Below are 19,716 nucleotides of genomic sequence, written 5' to 3'. Positions count from 1 at the left end.
ACCCCTCTCCTGCCAGCAGGAGAGGGTTAGCAAGGCGAAAGCATTGCCCCACAGGGCGCATCGCTTTGGCCTGCTTCCCCGAGCAAAGGCTGCAGGGAAGCGTCATGACCTTATTTAACCGCGGTGGATGAACCGTCTTTGTGCCATTTGAAGACACCAAACTCGAAGCCTTTCAGATCGCCTTTCTGATCCCAGCTCAGGTCACCCATCACTGTCGGCACAGGCGCGCCGGTTTTCAGGTTCTTCGCAATCGCATCTGGCTCATCGCTCTTACTGCGTTCAATACCAGTTACCAGAGACTGAATCGCCGCGTAGGTTGTCCAGACAAAGGGGCCGGTTGGATCTTTGCGGTTAGACGCGGTATTCGCTTTAATGGCTTCAACAATCGCCTTGTTCTGCGGCAGCTGGTCGTAACGTTTTGGTAAGGTTACATACAGCCCTTCAGAAGCGTCGCCTGCGATGTTAGACAGCGAGGCGTTACCCACACCTTCTGGTCCCATAAAGCCGGCTTTCAGGCCTGCCGCTTTCGCCTGGCGCAGAATCTGGCCCAGCTCCGGGTAGTAACCACCGTAGTACACGAAATCCACGTTCTCTTTCTTCAGACGCGCAACCAGCGTAGAGAAATCTTTATCGCCCGCGGTGATACCTTCGAACATCACCACGTTGCCGCCTTTGGCCTTCAGGGTTTTTTGTACGGATTCCGCGAGGCCCTGGCCGTACTGCTGTTTGTCATGCACCACAGCGATACGTTTAGGTTTGATCACATCCAGAATGTAGTTCGCCGCCGTTGGGCCCTGGTCAGAATCCAGACCGGTGGTGCGCATCACATCTGCATAGCCACGTGCCGTGAGTTCAGGTGCCGTGGCCGCGGGGGTAATCATCAGCACGCCTTCGTCGTTGTAGATATCTGAAGCGGGCTGAGTTGAGGAGGAGCACAGGTGGCCGATAACATACTTAATGCCGTCGTTGATCACCTTGTTCGCCACCGCAACCGCTTGTTTTGGGTCGCAGGCGTCGTCATATTCCACACCGACCAGTTTGTCGCCGTTCACGCCGCCTTTGGCATTAATATCTTTAATCGCCTGTGCAGCACCGGTAAATTCCATATCACCGTATTGCGCGACTGGGCCAGTAGCGGCGCCTACGATAGCTATTTTAATCTCTTTCGCCATTGCCGCATGGCTCATCGCCAATGCAACGCATCCAGCCAGTAACGCGCGACCTGTCATTTTCATGCGAACTACCCCATCAGTTGTGTCGTGTTTGTTGTGAGTGGTTTTATTTTCTGCCAGATAAAGTGGAAAACTGATTTAACAATAATGAGTTAGCACGCTTTTCTGGCTTTTATTAATAATAAGGCTTTATATTTCAGTCTATTAAACAGGAAGTATATTCTGTAAAGCAACTGACATATTCATGATTCGCAGCCAAAAGCAGCATAATCCTCTGGAGCCAATGCGTGGCTTTTACTCACCAGGCCAGCGCGTTATGCTGCCTTTAAAAGCGGATATCATGTTTATAGCTATTATCCTGGCACTCTGTCGCTGTTTTGACCTGTTTTATTGCCTAAAATGTGCCAGGGTTCCGGTAACGGGAATTGACTACACTAACGACTTTTACACGCACAGGTGTTTATTATGAAGCTCACCATTTTGCGTCTCACCTCGTTGACGCTACAGGACCGGATAGATCTGGGGAAAATCTGGCCTGAGATCGATATAGAAAAGCTGGAGACAGCGTTGAATGAAAGCCATCGTCTTTATGCGGCGCGCTTCAACGATCGTCTACTGGCTGCATTACAACTTGAAATTTCAGGTATTCACGGCAAAGTGCATCATTTGGCTGTAAGAGATGTTACCCGGCGACGTGGCGTAGGACAGTATTTGCTGGAAGAGACGATGAAGCAGAATCCATCGTTAAACGACTGGTGGATTGCCGATGACGGCAGTGACGATCAACGTATTCGGGCGGCGTTTATGCAGGCCTGTGGTTTTCGCGCCCAGGTTGACGGCTGGGTAAAATAAAAAAACAGACAATAAAAAAGGGCGACCTGAAGTCGCCCTGTCTCGTCAGGCTTCGATAGCCATTCGGAGTTTCTTCATCGCGTTCTTTTCAAGCTGTCGGACGCGCTCTGCGGAAACGCCATAACGATCGGCCAGTTCCTGCAGGGTAGTTTTGTTGTCCTCATCCAGCCAGCGGGCGCGAATGATATGCTGGCTGCGCTCGTCCAGGCCTTCCATTGCGTACGTCAGCTTGTCGGCTGCATGTGACTCCCAGTTATCCTCTTCGATACCGTCGGCAAAATCAGAGGTTTTATCCTGGAGATACAGCACCGGCGCCATGGATTTACCTTCACCGCTTTCGTCATCAGCGGACATATCGAAGGTCATATCCTGAGCGGCCATGCGCGATTCCATTTCCCGCACATCTTTGCTGCTCACGCCCAACTCGCGCGCGACCATTTCTACTTCGTCCTGATTAAACCAGCCCAGGCGCTGCTTGGTTTTACGCAGGTTAAAGAACAGCTTGCGCTGTGCCTTCGTGGTCGCCACTTTCACGATACGCCAGTTACGCAGCACATATTCGTGAATTTCCGCTTTAATCCAGTGTACGGCAAAGGATACCAGACGGACGCCAACTTCAGGATTAAAGCGACGAACGGCTTTCATCAAGCCGATGTTACCTTCCTGAATCAGGTCAGCCTGAGGCAGGCCGTAACCTGAGTAGTTACGAGCGATATGAACAACAAAGCGTAGGTGAGACAGGATCAGCGTCTTAGCCGCATCCAGATCGCCCTGGTAATGCAGCCGTTCAGCCAACGCCTTTTCCTCTTCTGCCGACAGCATCGGCCAGGTGTTGGCAGCCCGAACGTAAGATTCCAGGTTGCCCAGAGGAGCAATAGCTAAAGTTTGCATTTCTTTGGTCATTCAAACCCTCACAAAATCAGTGGAATTGCCGCATCTTTCCTTAAGCGCACGTCACATTATGTCAACGTCGCAGGAAAACCAAAAGCAATCTGTGCTACTTGGAAAACAAAGTTATCCACAAGTTCAATTTTAGCAGTGAATATTTTACACACAGATGACAGCGGGGCAATATCCTCTGCACCCATTGTCGGCAGCAGAGGATGATTATAACAAAAAAATGTTGCAGAGGTTTACTGCGGCGTAAATCGGCGTAAATGTTGTACCGTAGCCAGCCAGGCCGCAACCCATCCAATAATCGCCGCGATCAGCAGCAGCAACAGTGCCTCATCCCAGGAGAACCCTTCCAGCGAGAAGGTCGTGCCAAACACCGAGGCAACATGGGCCACCACGGACTGCAAACGCAGGACCAGCACTTCGGAAAGAAGCAGCGATAACACGGCACCAGAGAAACCTAACAACGCACCGCCATACAGGAACGGACGCAGAATAAACCCGTCGGTCGCCCCGATCAACTTCTGCACGTTGATGGTATCGCGCCGGGCAAAAATGCTCAGCCTGACGCTGTTACCAATCACCAGGAACACCGCCACGATCATTAAGATACCGATCATGGAGGCAATCTGCCCCACCAGCCCGGTCAGCGCCGCAAGACGAGCAAACCAACTGTCATCCATGCGCACTTCGTCAACGCCCTGCACTTTCGCCACCCTGTCGCGCAGAGTTTGTAGCGTGTCGGAATTCTGGAAGGTAAGTTTAGGCGTAATAATGACCACGGCCGGGAGAGGATTCTGCTCCAGCATATCCATCGCGCCGCCAAAGCCTGACCAGTTACGGAATTCGTTCAGGGCTTCTTCGCGCGTAAGGTAGTTAACGTGGTCCACGCCATCGACCTGCTTCAGCTGAGTCGTCACATTTTCGGCGGCGGCATCATCCAGCGTTTTGGAGAGATAGACCGTCAGCTGCGGCGCGGGATACCACTGAGTGGCGGCCTGGCTAACGTTTTTCCACACCATGTAACACACGCTGGGCAACGTCAAAGAGATCGCGATAACCATCACCGTCAGCAACGTCGCTAACGGCTGACGCCACATGTCAGACAACGTACCGCGCAGCGCATAGCGCCACTGCTCCTGCCAGCCGCCGCGTAACGCTTTGCTTTTCGACGGTTGCTTCGCCTTCGGCGCGGGCGCGCGTTTGTTGCGTTTATTGACCATCGTGGCCTCCGTGCAGGCGTCCTTTATTTAGCGTCATCACCCGATAATTTCGGCGACCGATTAGCCCCACATCGTGTGTCGCCATCAGGACCGTCACCCCAACGCGGTTAAACTCTTCAAACAGGCGCAGGATGTCTTCAGACAGCGCCTCATCCAGGTTACCGGTTGGTTCATCAGCCAACAGCACCGCCGGTTTATTCACCACGGCGCGTGCAATACCCACGCGCTGCTGTTCACCACCGGAAAGTTGAATAGGATAACTTTTCGCTTTGTCGAGCAGGCCCACTTTATCTAGCGCGGCTGAAACACGCCGCCGGATATCTTCCCCGCTGGCACCGGAGATGATCAGCGGAATGGCCACGTTGTCATAGACAGAACGATCCATCAGCAGGTGGTGATCCTGAAAGATCATACCAATCTGACGGCGCAGAAACGGCACCTCGCTGTTACGCAGGCGTGAAATATCATGCCCGCTAAACCAGATTTGTCCGGCGCTGGGACGCTCAATGCCACAAATAAGCTTCAGCAAGGTACTTTTCCCTGCGCCAGAATGGCCGGTCAGAAACGCCATTTCACCGGGACGTAGATGAAAATCTACGCCCTGCAGCGCCTGACGTCCGCCGAGATATGCCTTACTGACCTCTTCAAAGCGAATCATCCTAATTAGTCCTCTCGGGCAAACAATGCCTCAATAAAATCCTCGGCCTTGAACGGCCGTAAATCTTCGATGCCTTCTCCGACACCGATATACCGGATAGGGATGCCAAACTGATCTGCCACCGAGAAAATCACACCGCCTTTGGCCGTGCCATCCAGTTTTGTCAGGGTAATACCGGTCAGACCAACCGCTTCATGGAACAGTTTGGCCTGGCTGATGGCATTTTGCCCGGTGCTGGCATCAATTGTCAGCATGACTTCATGCGGCGCCTGCTCATCCAGCTTTTTCATGACGCGCGTAATTTTCTTCAGTTCTTCCATCAGGTGCGATTTGTTTTGCAAACGGCCTGCGGTGTCGGCGATTAACACGTCAACGCCACGGGATTTCGCGGCCTGAATCGCATCGAAAATCACCGAAGCGGAATCGGCACCGGTATGCTGCGCCACCACAGAAATGTTGTTACGCTGGCCCCATACCTGAAGCTGTTCAACGGCCGCTGCACGGAAGGTGTCGCCCGCCGCCAGCATGACCGACTTGCCTTCTGCCTGATACTGACGAGCCAGCTTGCCGATGGTGGTCGTTTTACCTACGCCGTTAACACCGACCATCAAAATGACAAAAGGCGTTTTGCCTTCAACATTAAGCGGTTCTTCCACTTTCGCCAGAATGTCGGCCATTTCAGTTTTCAGCAGGCCATAAAGCGCCTCTGCATCGCGAAGCTGTTTACGGTCGGCATGCTGCGTCAGGCTGGTGATGATACGGCGCGTCGTTTCGACCCCCACATCCGCAATCAGCAGTTGCTCTTCGAGCTCTTCAAACAGCTCATCATCAATCTTTTTGCCACGGAACAGGCCGATAAAACCCGATCCCAGGTTCTGACGGGTTTTCACCAGGCTGCGTTTCAGGCGGGCAAAGAAGCCCTCTTTTGTCGGACGATCCTGCTCCTGCGTCACCAGTGGCGCGGCGGCTAAAGGAAGATCGCTGACGGTATCTGTTGGCTCCACCCGATCGGCGTTTTCTGGAACATCCTGAACGGCATCCGCGTCGGCCAGCGCCAGTGCGGCGAGTTCGTCATCGCTGAGCGGCGCCTCGTCTGCCTCCGGGACAGGTTCGGACTGAAGGATTTCAGGCTCGTGCGGCGTAACCTCCACGATATCCGCATCGGCCAGCGCCAGCGCGGCGAGTTCGTCATCGCTGAGCGGTGCCTCGTCAGCCACCGGGACAGATTCGGACTGAAGGATTTCAGGCTCGTGCGGCGTAACCTCCACGATATCCGCATCGGCCAGCGCCAGTGCGGCGAGTTCGTCATCGCTGAGCGGTGCTTCGTCTGCCACCGGGACAGGTTCGGACTGAAGGATTTCAGGCTCGTGCGGCGTAACCTCCACGATCTCCGCATCGGCCAGCGCCAGTGCCGCGAGTTCGTCATCGCTGAGCGGCGCCTCATCGTCCACTGGCTCGGACGCAGGTTCTGCGGGCGTGATAACGCCATCATGCGGATCAGGCACGTTTTCAGCCGATGGGGTAATTGCTGTCAGCTTTACTTCGCTATCGGGATCCGCTGTGTGTTGCTGTTCAACGACTTTTTCAGTCGTTGCAACGGTCTCTTCCGCGTGGATCTCCGCCTGACTTATTGCCGGGGCTTCCTGTTCTGGCTGCTGGACTTCCGGTTGTGCAGTTTGTGATGCCTGCGCTTCCGTTGAGGGTTGTTTCTCTTCTTCTTTGCCAAATCCCAGCCAGGAAAAAAAGCCTCGTTTTTTCTCTTTTGCCATTGTGTAACCACACTCCTCGATGGCTTCATCCCGGTAGCACAATGTTCCCAGGGTTAAAAACAGTATTGGTGATAAACGCCAGATGAGCGTCAAACCGCAGAATTATGCATAACAGCAGCAACGCTGTAGTCTAACACTTTCCAGCCAGCTCACCACAGCACCCTTTTTTAACGTTTCTTCTCATCGTTTCGCCCGTTAAACTACGCAACAAATTATGAAGATTTGTGAGCAAGATGATAAAACCTCCCCGTAAGACTGGTGGTGCAGGCCAAATCCGCATTATTGGCGGACAGTGGCGCGGCCGCAAATTGCCGGTGCCGGACAGTGCCGGACTGCGTCCGACTACCGACAGAGTGCGTGAAACGCTGTTTAACTGGCTGGCGCCGTCTATTCAGGCGGCCAACTGTCTGGACTGCTTTGCCGGCAGTGGTGCGCTGGGGCTGGAAGCCTTGTCGCGTTTCGCCGCGTCGGCAACGTTACTGGAGCTGGAACGCCCGGTGGCGCAGCAGTTGGCCAAAAATTTACAGACGCTTCAGGCCGCCAACGGCCAGGTTGTGCAGACCAATACGCTGACATGGCTGGCGCAGAGCGGTAAGCCGTTTAATATCGTGTTTATCGACCCGCCGTTTCGTCAGGGCCTGCTGGAACAAACGCTGCAACTGCTGGAGAATAACGGCTGGCTGACTGCTGACGCACTCATCTACGTTGAAAGTGAAGTTGAACGCGGTGCTCCCCCGGTTCCAGCACACTGGGATCTATACCGCGAAAAAATTGCCGGCCAGGTGGCCTATCGCTTATATCAGCGCCAACAGGAGACACACGATGTTACTTAATTTAGGACGCCTGCTGATGCTGTGCGTATGGGGTTTTTTACTGTTTAACCTGATTCATCCTTATCCTAAGCCACTGACCTGGTTTATCAATGTGGCTCTGATATTTATGATTCTGATGCATGGTCTGCAGTTGGTCCTGCTGCGCACCACCCAAGGTAAAGATGCGCCGCCGATCGATCGTGTCACCCAGATAAAAGTCTTTTTGTTTGGCGTATTCGAACTGGTCGCGTGGCAGAAAAAAAACTTTCCACGTAAGTAAGTCGTCACGGCGGGCACCTGGCCCGCCGTCAGTGCCGGGCGGGCGTAAACTGAATAAAGCGCGAGCCCTGCAGAGTCAGTTCCCCTTGCGTGCCCTTGTCCATCAGATGGTAGTCGCTTTCACTTACCCGCATCTTAATATCGCTTTCGCCGTTCAGCGGATGAAACCAGGCCTCATAGCGCATTTCATCACCGGCGATCACTTCCCGTTCACGCGAGCGCCGGCTGGAAACAGAAAACTCACGTTTGGTTTTCACTTCGACTGTCAGGGTGCGAACCGGCGAGGCATCGTTGACGGCGGCTTCACGCCGCTGTTTGATGAACTGGCGAGTCGCTAAAACGGCGATAACAGCCAGCACAATGATAAAAAGTAGCGGTGGTTTCATAATATCCCAACGTTTCTCAGGTTACAGATGGCGTACATGGCGCGCTAAAGCATACAACCAGAGTTGACCGATTGTCACATCAGGCTGGCGTAACCTAGACTGACAGGAGTATTTCAGGAACTGTCACCATTTTTGGTCAATAGGGAGAAGCAATGCTCTGGTCCTTTCTCGCGGTACTTTTCTCCGGCTGGCTGTATGTGGATGCCTCTTACCGGGGACCTCAATGGCAACGCTGGTTATTCAAGCCGGTAACCTTACTGCTGTTAGTCGGCCTCGCCTGGCAAGCCCCTACGCGCAACACGTCAGACTATCTGATTGTGGCCGGGCTGGTCGCCACGCTTGTCGGCGATACGCTGACGCTGCTTCCACGTCAGCAGACGCTCTACGCGCTGGGCGCGTTTTTCCTGTCGCATCTGCTCTATACGCTGTGCTTCGCCGCCAACATGACGATGAGTTTCTACTGGCCCATTCCGCTGACCTTTTTGATCATCGGGGTTGTCGTGATTGGCATTCTGTGGAGCAAGCTGGAAACGCTACGCTGGCCGGTCTGTACGCTTATCGGCATGACGCTGGTGATGAACTGGATGGCGGCAGAGCAATATTTTTTCCGTCCCAGCGATTACAGCTTTTCGATTCTCGTCGGTTCGGCCCTGCTTCTTTTGGCCAATATTGTGTGGTTTATCAGCCATTACCGTCGCCGCTTTAGCGCGGACAGCGCCATCGTCGCAGCCTGCTATTTTGCGGGCCACTTTATGATTGTCCGCTCCCTGTGGATTTACTAAGAAAGCGTCACAATAAATCTGAAGATGGAATAAACCGTCGGGTGTAAGATAAGGCGTGGGCATGGTGCCCACGTCTTCCGGAGGTTATATGCATCAACATCATGCTTGTGGCTGCGGTAAGCCCTGCGGTACGCACCGTGCCGCAAAACCGCTTTGTGCAATCCGCCCTGTTCGTTCTGGTTCGCTGTCTGTTACTGCGGCAACGCCTGAAATTTCTGACGGCAATGGCTGCGCTGGTGACTGCGCGTGCGGCAGTTCATCCAGCAGTGAAGCCAATGACGAAGGTGACCGACGACGGTCCTCAGATGCTTTTCAGTTCAGCTGGCTGGTCAGCGGCATGGACTGCCCCAGCTGTGCCCGCGCTATCGAAACGGCCGTTCGTCAGCTTCCTGACGTCACCCAGGCCCGCGTCGTATTCTCCAGTGAGAAGCTGATTGTTGACGCCCGCGCACCGGTTCAAGGCGCGATAGAAGACGCCGTCAGAAAAGCCGGATTTCAACTCTCCTCCACCGCTGCTTCCGCTTCTTCACCCGCCCCCTGGCAAACACATATCCCCCTTTTTCTGCTCGCCGGGTTAATGCTGGCCAGCGTTGCGCTCAGCCAGGTCAATGCTGTGTGGGGCGATCGATTATTTATTCTCACCACGCTGGTTGGTCTGGCACCGGTCGCGCGTAAAGCCTGGCAACGTCTACGAACCGGCTCCGCTTTTACGATCGAAACCCTGATGACGCTGGCGTCGGCGGGCGCGCTGTTGATTGGCGCCCATGCGGAAGCAGCCATGGTGTTGCTGCTGTTCCAACTGGGTGAACGCCTGGAGGCCTATGCGGCAATCCGTGCGCGCAGTGGCGTGAGTCAGCTGATGGCGATCCGTCCCGAATCGGCCGTGCGCCTGCAAAATGGCGTTCGCAGTGAGGTTCCACTGGCGGCGCTGCAGCCAGGCGACCGTATAGAGGTTGCCGCCGGTGGTCGCCTGCCGGTTGACGGATGCCTGGTCGCGGAAAGCGCCAGCTTCGATGAAAGCGCCTTAACCGGCGAGTCTTTGCCGGTTCTTCGCATGCGGGGCGATAAGGTGCTTGCTGGCGCCACCAGCGTGGACAGGCTGGTGACGCTGGACGTGGTGTCAAAACCCGGCGAGAGCGCGATTGACCGCATTTTGCAGCTGATTGAGGAAGCCGAAAGCCATCGTGCTCCGGTGGAACGCTTTATCGATAATTTCAGCCGCATTTACACGCCTGCAATCATGCTGCTGGCGCTGCTGGTCATGGTCATACCGCCGCTGCTCGGCGCGGGTCCATGGCTACCGTGGATCTACAAAGGGCTGACGTTACTTCTCATCGGTTGCCCCTGTGCACTGGTGATCTCGACGCCAGCGGCCATTACGTCTGGCCTTGCGACCGCGGCGCGGCGCGGCGCTTTAATCAAGGGCGGTGCAGCCCTGGAACGCCTGAGTACGGTGCAGACGATTGCGTTCGATAAAACCGGGACGCTCACGGAAGGCAAACCGCAGTTAACCCGCATTTTGTCATTCGGCGATCTCAGTGAAGACGAGATTCTGCTGCTGGGCGCCGCCGTTGAACAAGGCTCCACGCATCCGCTGGCTACGGCAATTGTGGCTGCGGCCCAGGCGAAATCCCTGACAATTCCGGCAGCCGCGCATCAACAGGCCATCGCCGGCAGCGGCATCAGGGCCGAGGTTGCAGGCCAGCGCATTGAACTGCTGGCACCGGCTTACGTCAACGCGCTCAACGCCCGGCAACTGGACATGATTAGCGAGCAGGAAGCCCAGGGCGAAACCCTGGTGATTGTGCTGCGTAATGGTGATGCGCTGGGTGCGCTCGCGTTGCGCGATCGGCTGCGCAGTGAAACGCCTGCCGCGTTGCAGGCGTTAAAGGCGCTCGGCATCAACAGCATTATGCTCACAGGGGATAACCCGCGAGCGGCGGCTGTGGTGGCGCAACAACTGGATATCGCGTGGCACGCAGGCTTATTACCCGCCGACAAGGTTGAGCGGGTTCGCCAGCTCAGTCAGCATCAGGTTGTGGCAATGGTGGGCGACGGCATCAATGATGCGCCAGCCATGAAGGCGGCCACGCTGGGCATCGCCATGGGCAGCGGCACCGATGTCGCGCTGGAAGCAGCCGATGCGGCCCTGACGCGCAATCAGCTCAGCCATCTGGCTCCGATGATCGGTCTGGCGCGTCGCACCCGGGCAATTATTCGTCAGAATATCGGCATTGCGTTAGGGCTTAAGGCGCTGTTTCTGGTTACCACGCTTCTCGGACTGACCGGATTGTGGCTGGCGGTGCTGGCTGATTCTGGCGCCACCGCGCTGGTCACGGCGAACGCGTTGCGGCTGCTGCGCACGCGGGATTAACAACCTGACGGCGGCAGGTGCCGCCGTTATTCGCCCATCCCTTTCCTGATCAAAAACTGATAAGGCAACGTGTCGGTTTGCGCGACCAACAGGCGATGCTCCATAAAGCGGCAAAAACCGGGAATATCCCGCGTGGTCGCCGGATCGTCAGCCACGATCAGTAGCGTTTCACCGTCCTGCATCCCACGCACGGTTTTGCGAACCATCATGACCGGTTCGGGACAGCGAAGGCCTAACGCATCCAGTTGATGGTCGGCGGAAGAAAATGCATCACTCATCACGATCTCAATTCAGGTTGGCGGGCGCTTATTCTAGCGCGTCAGCCCTTTGACGCAAGGCGATAACGATTGCGTTAAAATTAGCCATTGCATTAATAGCACACCAGGGTAAGATGCGGCCGTTTTTTGTTCATGAAACCGTAGTGCGCGGACCGTTCTGCGCCCTGCAATGGGTTCCCTCACCCCACGATTAAAAAGGCTAACTATGCTCGCATTTACCCCGCGTCAGCGCACTTATGCGCTTTTCTGGCTGTCCCTGTTTCACCTGCTGGTGATTACCTCCAGTAATTATCTGGTGCAGTTGCCCGTCTCCCTTTTTGGTTTCCATACCACCTGGGGCGCCTTTAGTTTCCCGTTTATCTTCCTGGCGACCGATCTCACCGTCCGCATTTTTGGCGCGCCGCTTGCACGGCGGATTATTCTGGCGGTCATGGTGCCGGCGTTGTTTATCTCCTATACCATTTCCAGCCTGTTTTATCAGGGCGAGTGGCAAGGCTGGCAGGCATTGCAGCAGGTGAACCTGTTTGTCGCCCGTATCGCCTGCGCCAGCTTTATGGCTTACGCGCTGGGCCAGATTCTGGATGTGCATGTCTTTAACCGCCTGCGTCGCCTGCCGCAGTGGTGGATAGCGCCCGGCTGTGCCATGTTTTTAGGTAATATCAGCGACACGCTGGCGTTCTTTTTTATCGCCTTCTATAAAAGCTCCGATGCGTTTATGGCGCAGCACTGGGTGGAAATCGCCCTGGTCGATTACAGTTTCAAGGTGCTGATCTGCATGGTGTTCTTCCTGCCTGCCTATGGTGTGTTGCTCAATGCGGCGTTGAAACGTCTGGCCGAACGCCAGGCTCAACCACAGATACATTTCGGCTAACCGGCAATACAGCCTTTCCTGACAATCCGCTAAAATCTTCTGACAATACTCAGGTTGCGTTTGCAGCCTGATTCCTGTTGTATAAACGCCTGAGTGGAAATTTAAAAAGGGATTCTGATGCGTAATTTAGTGAAATATGCGGGAATTGGTTTGCTGGTCCTCGGCCTTGCCGCCTGTGACCAAAAGAAAGATGACGCGGCAAACGACAACGGCGCATCTGCCAGTCAGTCGGCACAAACCGTGACGCTGATGGATGGCAAGTTAAGCTTCGCCTTACCGCCGGGCATGTCCGATAAGAGCGGCAAGCTGGGCTCACAAAGCACCAATATGCACGTGTATGCTGATGAAAGCGGCGCGCGGGCGATTATCGTCATTGCAGGTGATCCCACTAACGAAGGGCTGGATGTTTTATCACAGCGCATGGAACAACAGCAGCGTAACCGCGATCCGCAGCTACAGGTTGTCTCTAACAAAGCGGTCACCCTGGGCGGCGAACCTGCACAGCAGCTGGACACCGTGATCTCAGCCAATAACCAGACCTCCTGGTCTTCCGTCGTGTTGGCCAAGGTGGATGGTAAGCTGATGACCATGCAGATCACGCTGCCGGGCCAGAACCAGCAGCAGGCGCAAAGCGATGCTGAAACGGTAGTGAAGAGCATTAAACTGAAATAACCGCAACAGGCCCTTGCCTGATATGGGTGTTATTTCAGGTTCCCGCCCTGAAAACAGCGAGCCGCGTGGGAAAGCACGTCTCCACACGGCTCGATTCTGGTTCTTTTCACGCCTGCTCGCGTGCCGTGCGCCAGTAATCAATCAAACGCAGATAGTTATCTTTTACAGCCGTTACCAGCGCCGCGTCGTCAATTTCACCCTGCAACCACTGACTTGAAGGCTGGGCAAAAATCGTCCGTCCCACCGCGAAGCCTTTCACCCATGGCGCAGCCGCAGCCGCAGCGAAACCGAGTTTCAGCGTCTCCTCTGGCGCATCCAGCCCGAGCAACAGGATACCGCGACAGTGAGGATCCTGCGCCTCAATCAGGGTGCCAATGGCCTGCCAGCTCGCTGTTGACAGGGGCGGTAATTTCCACCAGTCCGGCTTGATTCCCAACGCATAAAAGTGGCTCAGAACCGCCAGATAACAGGCTTCGTTACGGTCTGGCTGCCCCTCTGGCAGAATCACTTCCAACAGCAGTTCATGCCCGCTTTTGTTACAGCCTTTCCAGACATCCAGCAACACGGCATCCTGCTCTTCACGCAGTTCGGCGCTGTCATGCGGGTGATAAAACACCAGACATTTTACCACGTGCTCCATTGGCCAGCTGGCAAGCTGTGTGCCGATATTGCCGTGTTCAAGGCGTAACGGTCGGGATCCCGGTAACTCTATCGGCCGCCCGATCCATCTGTTCTTGCCGGTAATGGCGTTAAGCGTTCGTTGTCCGAAGGTGGTATCGGCCAGAATGCCGCTTTTGCTTTCAATGCCTGCCTGCTGTACCGCCTGCTCTGCGGCCTGGAGCAGCAGGAGCTTGAGTTGAGGAATGTGGCTGACGTCAGCCCCCGCTGCCTTGGCCATATCGACCAGTTGCTTACGATGGTCAAAGGCAAAGATATTGAGTTCCGGCCAGGCACGCTGCCGGGTGGTCACGCGGTGCAGGTGCGTTAATCGACTGTCCAGATCCGGACGCTTGACGGCGTTTTCGCGGCTCAGAAAATCGTCCAGTTCTTCTCGGGTCGGCATCGCCGGCGCGCAACCGTGGCGTGAAACCACCAACGCACCGCAGGCATTGGCATAACGGCAGGCCTGCTCCCAGCCTTCATCATTTAACCAGCCACGCAGCAGGCCCGACATAAACGCGTCACCTGCGCCCAGCACGTTTAACACCTCGACGCGCACGCCGCTGTGCAGCGTTACCTGCTCCCAGCTTTCCGGAATCTCATGTTCAAAGACAACGCATCCCATTGCACCCCGCTTACAGACCAGCGTAGCCTTACTGACCTCACGGACATTTCTCAGCGCCGTCAGCGTATCGGTGCTGCCGCCCGCGATATGGAATTCTTCTTCGGTGCCTACGATAAGATCGAAATAGTGGACGACCTGCTGCAGTTGCGCCGTTACCTCTGACGATGCAATGAAACGTGTTTCACCGTCACCCAGCGAGGTTAATCCCCACAATACTGGCCGGTAGTCGATATCCAGCGCCGTTCGCAGGCCGTTTTTGCGGGCGAGCTCCAGCGCCTTTAGCACAGCCGCCCGGGTCTGGGGATGTGACAAGTGCGTGCCGGTGACCGCTACCGAGCGGGAGGAGGCGATAAAGGACTCCTCGATATCCTCTGGCACCAGCCCCATATCGGCGCAGTTATCACGATAAAAAATGAGTGGGAACGTTTCGTCGTCTTTGATGCCGAGAATCACCAGGGCAGTAAGGCGTTTTTTATCCGTTATCAGCGCATCGGTATTACACCCAACCCTTTGCAGGCTTTCACGTAAAAAACGGCCGTTATGCTCATCGCCTACGCGCGCCAGCATGGCCGAACGCAACCCCTGAATAGCGGTGCCATAAGCGACGTTACCCGATGAACCGCCAAGATATTTGGCAAAGGACGTGGTGTCCTCCAGTCGCGCGCCAATTTGCTGACCATAGAAGTCTACGGCGATGCGTCCAATACAAATCACATCAAGACGCTTCTGTTGTGTACTCATGCTTCTGGTTTCCTTCTGTGATGAGCAGACACTGTGGACAAGTTGGATATCGGGGTCTGAAGGTGTCTGATTAGCGATAAACACAGTATGAGGAACAAATATTCCAAACTCAATTCAAAATGAAACTTACAATGCAATTATGTGAACCAGTTAAAAATCTGTCGCTCCCCGGTACTTTATCGCCATGCCCTGCGCACCGCGTACCACAAGGCGGCAGACTCACCGCCCGTCTTTTAGGGCTGACCTGACAATGAAATGAAATATCTTAAAAAACGGCAACTCTCACCAATCATTCCAGTTCCCCCCTTTCCTGCGTATTACGTGGGATCGGCAGGAATGTAAATTTGATCCCCCTCGCAAAATGAAATATTTCTTCTGTAATTGTATTTTATGAAAAATGCATTTGTTTATAATCCTCTGACATTTCAGTTATCCCGGTAGCTCTCTCCGTTACGTCACGCCGTTTATACGCGGGGCCGGACGCCGCTACAGCCAGCACGTTGAGGAAAGTTTATGGCCACCATCAAACTGACTACCGCACAGGCATTAGTTAAATTTCTTGATAATCAATACATTGACGTAGACGGGCATGAGACGAAGTTTGTCCATGGCATTTTTGCCATTTTTGGCCATGGCAATGTACTGGGTCTGGGCCAGGCACTGGAACAGGACAGTGGGGATCTGGTGGTATACCAGGGACGCAATGAGCAGGGAATGGCGCACGCTGCAACCGGCTTTGCCAAACAATCCCTGCGGCGTCAGATCATCGCCTGCACCTCTTCTGTTGGCCCGGGTGCGGCCAACATGTTAACGGCGGCGGCCACGGCGACGGCGAACCGAATTCCCCTGCTGCTGCTGCCCGGTGACGTTTTTGCCACCCGACAACCTGACCCGGTGTTGCAACAGATTGAGCAATCCTGGGATCTGAGCATCAGCACCAATGATGCCTTCAGAGCGGTCAGTAAATACTGGGATCGCATCAGCCGCCCTGAACAGTTAATGAGCGCCTGTATTAATGCGATGCGCGTGCTCACCGACCCCGCTGAAACCGGGGCCGTCACGCTCTCTTTACCGCAAGATGTGCAAGGCGAAGCCTGGGATTACCCCGACTATTTCTTCCAGAAACGCGTGCACCGACTGGACCGTCGTCAGCCCACCGTGGCCCAACTTGAAGATGCGCTGAAGCTTATTATCCGCAAACGTAAGCCGCTGATTATCTGCGGCGGTGGCGTCAAATATTCGGGGGCGGGCGAGGCGCTGCAGGCGTTCGCTGAACGGTATCAGATTCCGTTCGCTGAAACGCAGGCCGGAAAAGGGACGCTGCTGTCCGATCATCCGCTCAACGTTGGCGGCGTAGGTGAAACCGGCTGTCTGGCGGCAAACCTGCTGGCAAAAGACGCCGATCTGGTGATTGGGATTGGCACACGCTATACCGATTTTACCACCTCATCGAAATGGATTTTCCGGCATCCCGAGGTGAGCTTTCTTAACATCAACGTCAGCAATTTTGACAGCTACAAACTGGATGGCGTGCAGCTGCTTGCCGATGCGCGTGAAGCCCTGCTGGCGCTCAGTCATGGGCTGGTTTCGCAGCACTATGGCAACGACTGGGGCACGCAGGTTGCCGAGGCGCGGCAACAGTTAGAAGAAGAAAGACAGCGCGTGTATCACGTTACACATAACGATGCTGAATTTGTGCCCGAGATTGCCGACCATCTGGATCGGGACGCCGTCTACGCCGAATTCAATCGCTTGACGCAGTCTCTGCTGACCCAAAGCAGTGTCTTGGGTACCCTCAACCAACATTTGCCTGCCGATGCCGTCATCGTCGGTGCTGCAGGCAGCCTGCCCGGCGACCTGCAACGCGTCTGGCGCACGCGCGGCTATAACGGCTATCACCTCGAATACGGCTATTCCTGTATGGGATATGAAGTGAATGCGGCGTTAGGCGTTAAGCTTGCGGAGCCCCAGCGGGAAGTCTATGCCCTGGTCGGCGACGGCTCTTTTATGATGCTACATTCCGAGCTGGTAACCTCAATTCAGGAGGGTGCCAAAATCAACGTGGTGCTGCTGGATAACATGAGCAATGGCTGCATTAACAACCTGCAAATGGAGCACGGTATGGACAGCTTCATTACCGAGTTTCGCTTCCGCAATACGGACAGCGGTAAGCTAAACGGCAGCCTGGTGCCGGTAGACTTTGCCGCAATTGCTGCCGGTTATGGGTGCAAGACCTATCGCGTCAGCACGCTGGAACAGCTTAACGCTGCGCTGGACGATGCGAAAACACAGCAGGTTTCTACGCTGATAGATATTAAAGTACTGCCTAAGACCATGATTCATAAATATTTCAGCTGGTGGCACGTTGGCGTTGCACAAACTGCTCAATCGGCGCGCACGCAGGATGTGGCGGACAAACTGAATGCGCATCTGGCACAGGCCCGCAAATACTGATTTCCGGGCCGTCTGACGGCCCTTGTTTCTTCTCTTCGATTTAACCCTACAGGTGTAATTATGACATTGAAACTTGGTGTGATTGGAACAGGCGCGATTGGTCAGGAACACATTCGCCGCTGCAACAATGTCTTACAAGGGGCAAGAGTGGTCGCGGTATCTGATATCAACGTTGAAGGCGCGCAGGCTGCACTGCAACGGCTGAATAGTGATGCGCAAGTCTGCAAGGATGGCTATGAGGTGATTCAGTCACCTGATGTGGATGCGGTGCTGGTGACCTCATGGGATCCGACGCATGAAGAGTTTACCCTGGCGGCCATCGCGGCGGGTAAGCCGGTGTTTTGTGAAAAACCGCTGGCCATGAGCGCAGAGGGTTGCCGTCGGGTAGTCGAAGCAGAAATTCAGCACGGTAAGCGGCTGGTTCAGGTGGGTTTTATGCGGCCTTACGATGCCGGCTACCGGGCGCTGAAAAAAGTGATTACCGACGGTGAAATCGGCGAGCCGCTCATGCTGCATTGCGCGCATCGCAATCCGACGGTGCCCGAAAATTACAATACGGAAATGGCGATCACCAATACGTTAATTCATGAACTTGACGTACTGCGCTGGCTGACGAGTGACGACTACAAAAGCGTGCAGGTGGTTTTCCCGCGCGTCAGTTCCAAAGCGCGTCCGCATCTGAAAGATCCGCAAATCGTCCTGTTTGAAACGCAAAAAGGCGTGCGCATCGATGTAGAAATTTTTGTTAACTGTACCTACGGCTACGACATTCAGTGTGAGGTAGTGGGTGAAGAAGGCATCGCCAGACTGCCGGAGCCTTCGTCAGTGCAGCTGCGCAAACAGGCCAAACTTTCCAACACCATTTTAGTCGACTGGAAAGACCGCTTTATCGAGGCTTACGACGTCGAACTGCAGGCGTTTATCAACGACGTGAAAGCCGGGCAGTTAACCGGTCCGTCTGCCTGGGATGGTTTTGCCGCCTCCGTCGCCGCTGACGCCTGTATCAAGGCGCAGAAAAGCGGTGCCATTGAACCGATTGAAATGCCCGCTCGTCCGGCATTCTATAACTAAATCTCTCGCCTTTGGCAGGTAAACAATGAACAACGATAACGTAAAGCTGGCGATAGCGCCCATTGGCTGGACAAATGATGATATGCCCGAGCTGGGCAGCGAGAATACTTTTCAGCAAACCGTCAGCGAGATGGCACTGGCGGGCTTCTCAGGAAGTGAAGTGGGTAGCAAATACCCACGCGATCCTGCCATTCTCAAGCCAATGCTCGATATTCGCGGCATTCAGATCTGCAACGCCTGGTTCAGCACATTTTTTGCGCAGGGTGACAAAGACGAGACCCTTGAGGGTTTTACGGCGCACATGAATTTTCTCTATGAAATGGGTGCCCGGGTGATCGGCTGTTCAGAGCAGAGTAAAAGTATTCAGGGCACAGCACGGGCAGTGTTCGATCACAAACCGGTGTTTAACGATGACGAGTGGCAGAGAACGGCGGAAGGCTACAATACGCTTGCCGACCTTGCCGCCGCGAAAGGGATGCGCGTTTGCCTGCACCACCATATGGGCACCGGCATTCAGACGCCCGCGGAAATCGACCGTTTCATGGCGCTCACGCATGACAATGTCGGTTTACTCTATGATACCGGCCACATCTATTATTCTGAAGGCTCACAGGACGTGATGCTGGCAGTGCTGAAAACCCATCTGCCGCGCATTTTCCACGTTCATCTGAAAGACGTGCGGGATGAGATTGTCGCAGAAGTGCGTGACCAGCACCTGTCGTTTCTGGACGGTGTGAAAAAGGGCACCTTCACCGTTCCAGGCGACGGCGTGATTGATTTTAAACCGGTTTTCAAAATTCTTGATGACTACGGCTATCAAGGCTGGATGGTGGTTGAGGCTGAACAGGATCCTGCGTTGGCCAATCCGTTCGAGTACGCGGTAAAGGCAAGAAAATATATTCGGGAGAATACCGGACTGTAAGACTGTTATCCGCCTTGAAGAGAATGATCAGGTCTTGTGTAAGGCTGTGCCCTCATCGGATGCAGCCTGTTTTAGTGGCCAGCTCGCCCGCGCGTCGCCCCTGTCGCGGTGAATCTGTGAGTCATTTCATAAACCAATGAAATAAAAGCTGCATACATAACAAAAAAATGAAATTTTCCAACCATCTGATATCATAGCGTTCATTATCCAGCCACGTTTTC

The 19,716-nt window shown here is 54.6% G+C and carries 18 protein-coding genes; 10 read left to right on the top strand and 8 right to left on the bottom strand.

Annotated features, from left to right (window positions below; translation table 11 throughout):
- Positions 1-110 precede the first annotated feature (110 nt).
- Positions 111-1,235, bottom strand: a complete 1,125-nt coding sequence (locus DFO57_RS19795; protein ID WP_013027557.1) for a branched-chain amino acid ABC transporter substrate-binding protein — start codon at positions 1,233-1,235, stop codon at positions 111-113.
- A 402-nt stretch (positions 1,236-1,637) separates the two neighbouring features.
- Between DFO57_RS19795 and panM the strand changes: the two genes are divergently transcribed.
- Complete coding sequence (gene panM / locus DFO57_RS19785) at positions 1,638-2,024, top strand: aspartate 1-decarboxylase autocleavage activator PanM (RefSeq protein ID WP_014604831.1); 387 nt, start codon at positions 1,638-1,640, stop codon at positions 2,022-2,024.
- Between the two features lie 45 nt (positions 2,025-2,069).
- Here panM and rpoH read toward each other — a convergent pair whose 3' ends face one another.
- The 4 genes from rpoH to ftsY all read right to left on the bottom strand — a co-directional run bounded on the left by rpoH (position 2,070) and on the right by ftsY (position 6,568).
- Positions 2,070-2,927 (bottom strand): RNA polymerase sigma factor RpoH, encoded by an 858-nt coding sequence (gene rpoH, locus DFO57_RS19780; protein ID WP_013027559.1) that lies wholly within the window; start codon positions 2,925-2,927, stop codon positions 2,070-2,072.
- Between the two features lie 230 nt (positions 2,928-3,157).
- Entirely contained in the window at positions 3,158-4,141 is a 984-nt protein-coding gene (gene ftsX, locus DFO57_RS19775) for a permease-like cell division protein FtsX (protein ID WP_022622526.1), read from the bottom strand.
- A complete protein-coding gene (gene ftsE, locus DFO57_RS19770; RefSeq protein WP_013027561.1) occupies positions 4,131-4,799 on the bottom strand; it encodes a cell division ATP-binding protein FtsE in 669 nt (222 codons plus the stop codon). The genes ftsX and ftsE overlap by 11 nt, the downstream gene beginning before the upstream one ends.
- A 5-nt stretch (positions 4,800-4,804) precedes the next feature.
- On the bottom strand, positions 4,805-6,568 hold the full coding sequence (gene ftsY, locus DFO57_RS19765) for a signal recognition particle-docking protein FtsY (RefSeq protein ID WP_110015624.1): 1,764 nt from the start codon (positions 6,566-6,568) through the stop codon (positions 4,805-4,807).
- 233 nt (positions 6,569-6,801) lie between these two features.
- On the opposite strand from ftsY, the gene rsmD reads away from it, so the two are divergent.
- Together rsmD and DFO57_RS19755 are read left to right on the top strand one after the other, a co-directional pair.
- The gene (gene rsmD, locus DFO57_RS19760) at positions 6,802-7,401 is read left to right on the top strand and encodes a 16S rRNA (guanine(966)-N(2))-methyltransferase (protein WP_014594808.1); all 600 of its coding nucleotides are present in this window, start codon (positions 6,802-6,804) and stop codon (positions 7,399-7,401) included.
- Positions 7,391-7,660, top strand: coding sequence for a DUF1145 family protein (locus tag DFO57_RS19755; RefSeq protein WP_013027564.1), 270 nt, complete (start codon positions 7,391-7,393; stop codon positions 7,658-7,660). The genes rsmD and DFO57_RS19755 overlap by 11 nt, the downstream gene beginning before the upstream one ends.
- A gap of 28 nt (positions 7,661-7,688) precedes the next feature.
- On the opposite strand, the gene DFO57_RS19750 is transcribed toward DFO57_RS19755, so the two are convergent.
- Positions 7,689-8,045, bottom strand: a complete 357-nt coding sequence (locus DFO57_RS19750) for a DUF2500 domain-containing protein (RefSeq protein WP_013027565.1) — start codon at positions 8,043-8,045, stop codon at positions 7,689-7,691.
- A gap of 152 nt (positions 8,046-8,197) precedes the next feature.
- Here DFO57_RS19750 and DFO57_RS19745 point away from each other — a divergent pair, with 152 nt between their 5' ends.
- Both DFO57_RS19745 and DFO57_RS19740 read left to right on the top strand, forming a co-directional pair.
- Entirely contained in the window at positions 8,198-8,827 is a 630-nt protein-coding gene (locus DFO57_RS19745; RefSeq protein WP_013027566.1) for a lysoplasmalogenase, read from the top strand.
- An 88-nt stretch (positions 8,828-8,915) separates the two neighbouring features.
- Positions 8,916-11,201 (top strand): zinc/cadmium/mercury/lead-transporting ATPase, encoded by a 2,286-nt coding sequence (locus DFO57_RS19740; protein WP_110015623.1) that lies wholly within the window; start codon positions 8,916-8,918, stop codon positions 11,199-11,201.
- 26 nt (positions 11,202-11,227) lie between these two features.
- Here the strand turns inward: DFO57_RS19740 and tusA are convergent, their stop codons facing one another.
- Entirely contained in the window at positions 11,228-11,479 is a 252-nt protein-coding gene (tusA, locus tag DFO57_RS19735) for a sulfurtransferase TusA (RefSeq protein ID WP_014604827.1), read from the bottom strand.
- Positions 11,480-11,684: 205 nt separating this feature from the next.
- Here tusA and DFO57_RS19730 point away from each other — a divergent pair, with 205 nt between their 5' ends.
- Together DFO57_RS19730 and DFO57_RS19725 are read left to right on the top strand one after the other, a co-directional pair.
- The gene (locus tag DFO57_RS19730; protein WP_014604826.1) at positions 11,685-12,350 is read left to right on the top strand and encodes a 7-cyano-7-deazaguanine/7-aminomethyl-7-deazaguanine transporter; all 666 of its coding nucleotides are present in this window, start codon (positions 11,685-11,687) and stop codon (positions 12,348-12,350) included.
- Positions 12,351-12,467: 117 nt separating this feature from the next.
- Positions 12,468-13,022 carry a DcrB family lipoprotein gene (locus DFO57_RS19725; RefSeq protein WP_013027570.1) on the top strand — a complete coding sequence of 185 codons (555 nt, stop codon included), beginning with the start codon at positions 12,468-12,470 and terminating at the stop codon, positions 13,020-13,022.
- Positions 13,023-13,128: 106 nt separating this feature from the next.
- Here DFO57_RS19725 and iolC read toward each other — a convergent pair whose 3' ends face one another.
- On the bottom strand, positions 13,129-15,048 hold the full coding sequence (gene iolC, locus DFO57_RS19720; RefSeq protein ID WP_014604825.1) for a 5-dehydro-2-deoxygluconokinase: 1,920 nt from the start codon (positions 15,046-15,048) through the stop codon (positions 13,129-13,131).
- Between the two features lie 513 nt (positions 15,049-15,561).
- On the opposite strand from iolC, the gene iolD reads away from it, so the two are divergent.
- From iolD to iolE, 3 genes are read left to right on the top strand one after another with little or no spacing between them, the layout of a single operon-like run.
- Entirely contained in the window at positions 15,562-17,502 is a 1,941-nt protein-coding gene (gene iolD, locus DFO57_RS19715) for a 3D-(3,5/4)-trihydroxycyclohexane-1,2-dione acylhydrolase (decyclizing) (RefSeq protein WP_110015622.1), read from the top strand.
- A 60-nt stretch (positions 17,503-17,562) separates the two neighbouring features.
- A complete protein-coding gene (locus DFO57_RS19710; protein WP_013027573.1) occupies positions 17,563-18,573 on the top strand; it encodes a Gfo/Idh/MocA family protein in 1,011 nt (336 codons plus the stop codon).
- A 25-nt stretch (positions 18,574-18,598) separates the two neighbouring features.
- Entirely contained in the window at positions 18,599-19,495 is an 897-nt protein-coding gene (gene iolE / locus DFO57_RS19705) for a myo-inosose-2 dehydratase (protein ID WP_013027574.1), read from the top strand.
- The last annotated feature ends 221 nt before the right edge of the window (positions 19,496-19,716 follow it).

The sequence above is a fragment of the Pantoea sp. AG702 genome (genome assembly GCF_003182295.1).
In the GTDB taxonomy this organism is placed as follows: Bacteria; Pseudomonadota; Gammaproteobacteria; order Enterobacterales; family Enterobacteriaceae; genus Pantoea; species Pantoea ananatis.
Note: the sequence above shows the minus strand (reverse complement) of the source record. Positions and strands in the feature narration are given on the sequence as shown.

Bases quoted from the DNA above. Each gene is read 5' to 3' on its own strand.
- DFO57_RS19755 (WP_013027564.1), top strand. From the start codon at position 7,391: ATGTTACTTAATTTAGGACGCCTGCTGATGCTGTGCGTATGGGGTTTT.
- iolD (WP_110015622.1), top strand. From the start codon at position 15,562: ATGGCCACCATCAAACTGACTACCGCACAGGCATTAGTTAAATTTCTT.
- ftsX (WP_022622526.1), bottom strand. From the start codon at position 4,141: ATGGTCAATAAACGCAACAAACGCGCGCCCGCGCCGAAGGCGAAGCAA.
- rpoH (WP_013027559.1), bottom strand. From the start codon at position 2,927: ATGACCAAAGAAATGCAAACTTTAGCTATTGCTCCTCTGGGCAACCTG.
- DFO57_RS19730 (WP_014604826.1), top strand. From the start codon at position 11,685: ATGCTCGCATTTACCCCGCGTCAGCGCACTTATGCGCTTTTCTGGCTG.
- iolE (WP_013027574.1), top strand. From the start codon at position 18,599: ATGAACAACGATAACGTAAAGCTGGCGATAGCGCCCATTGGCTGGACA.
- DFO57_RS19725 (WP_013027570.1), top strand. From the start codon at position 12,468: ATGCGTAATTTAGTGAAATATGCGGGAATTGGTTTGCTGGTCCTCGGC.
- DFO57_RS19795 (WP_013027557.1), bottom strand. From the start codon at position 1,235: ATGAAAATGACAGGTCGCGCGTTACTGGCTGGATGCGTTGCATTGGCG.
- DFO57_RS19740 (WP_110015623.1), top strand. From the start codon at position 8,916: ATGCATCAACATCATGCTTGTGGCTGCGGTAAGCCCTGCGGTACGCAC.
- DFO57_RS19750 (WP_013027565.1), bottom strand. From the start codon at position 8,045: ATGAAACCACCGCTACTTTTTATCATTGTGCTGGCTGTTATCGCCGTT.
- iolC (WP_014604825.1), bottom strand. From the start codon at position 15,048: ATGAGTACACAACAGAAGCGTCTTGATGTGATTTGTATTGGACGCATC.
- ftsY (WP_110015624.1), bottom strand. From the start codon at position 6,568: ATGGCAAAAGAGAAAAAACGAGGCTTTTTTTCCTGGCTGGGATTTGGC.
- rsmD (WP_014594808.1), top strand. From the start codon at position 6,802: ATGATAAAACCTCCCCGTAAGACTGGTGGTGCAGGCCAAATCCGCATT.
- DFO57_RS19745 (WP_013027566.1), top strand. From the start codon at position 8,198: ATGCTCTGGTCCTTTCTCGCGGTACTTTTCTCCGGCTGGCTGTATGTG.
- DFO57_RS19710 (WP_013027573.1), top strand. From the start codon at position 17,563: ATGACATTGAAACTTGGTGTGATTGGAACAGGCGCGATTGGTCAGGAA.
- tusA (WP_014604827.1), bottom strand. From the start codon at position 11,479: ATGAGTGATGCATTTTCTTCCGCCGACCATCAACTGGATGCGTTAGGC.
- panM (WP_014604831.1), top strand. From the start codon at position 1,638: ATGAAGCTCACCATTTTGCGTCTCACCTCGTTGACGCTACAGGACCGG.
- ftsE (WP_013027561.1), bottom strand. From the start codon at position 4,799: ATGATTCGCTTTGAAGAGGTCAGTAAGGCATATCTCGGCGGACGTCAG.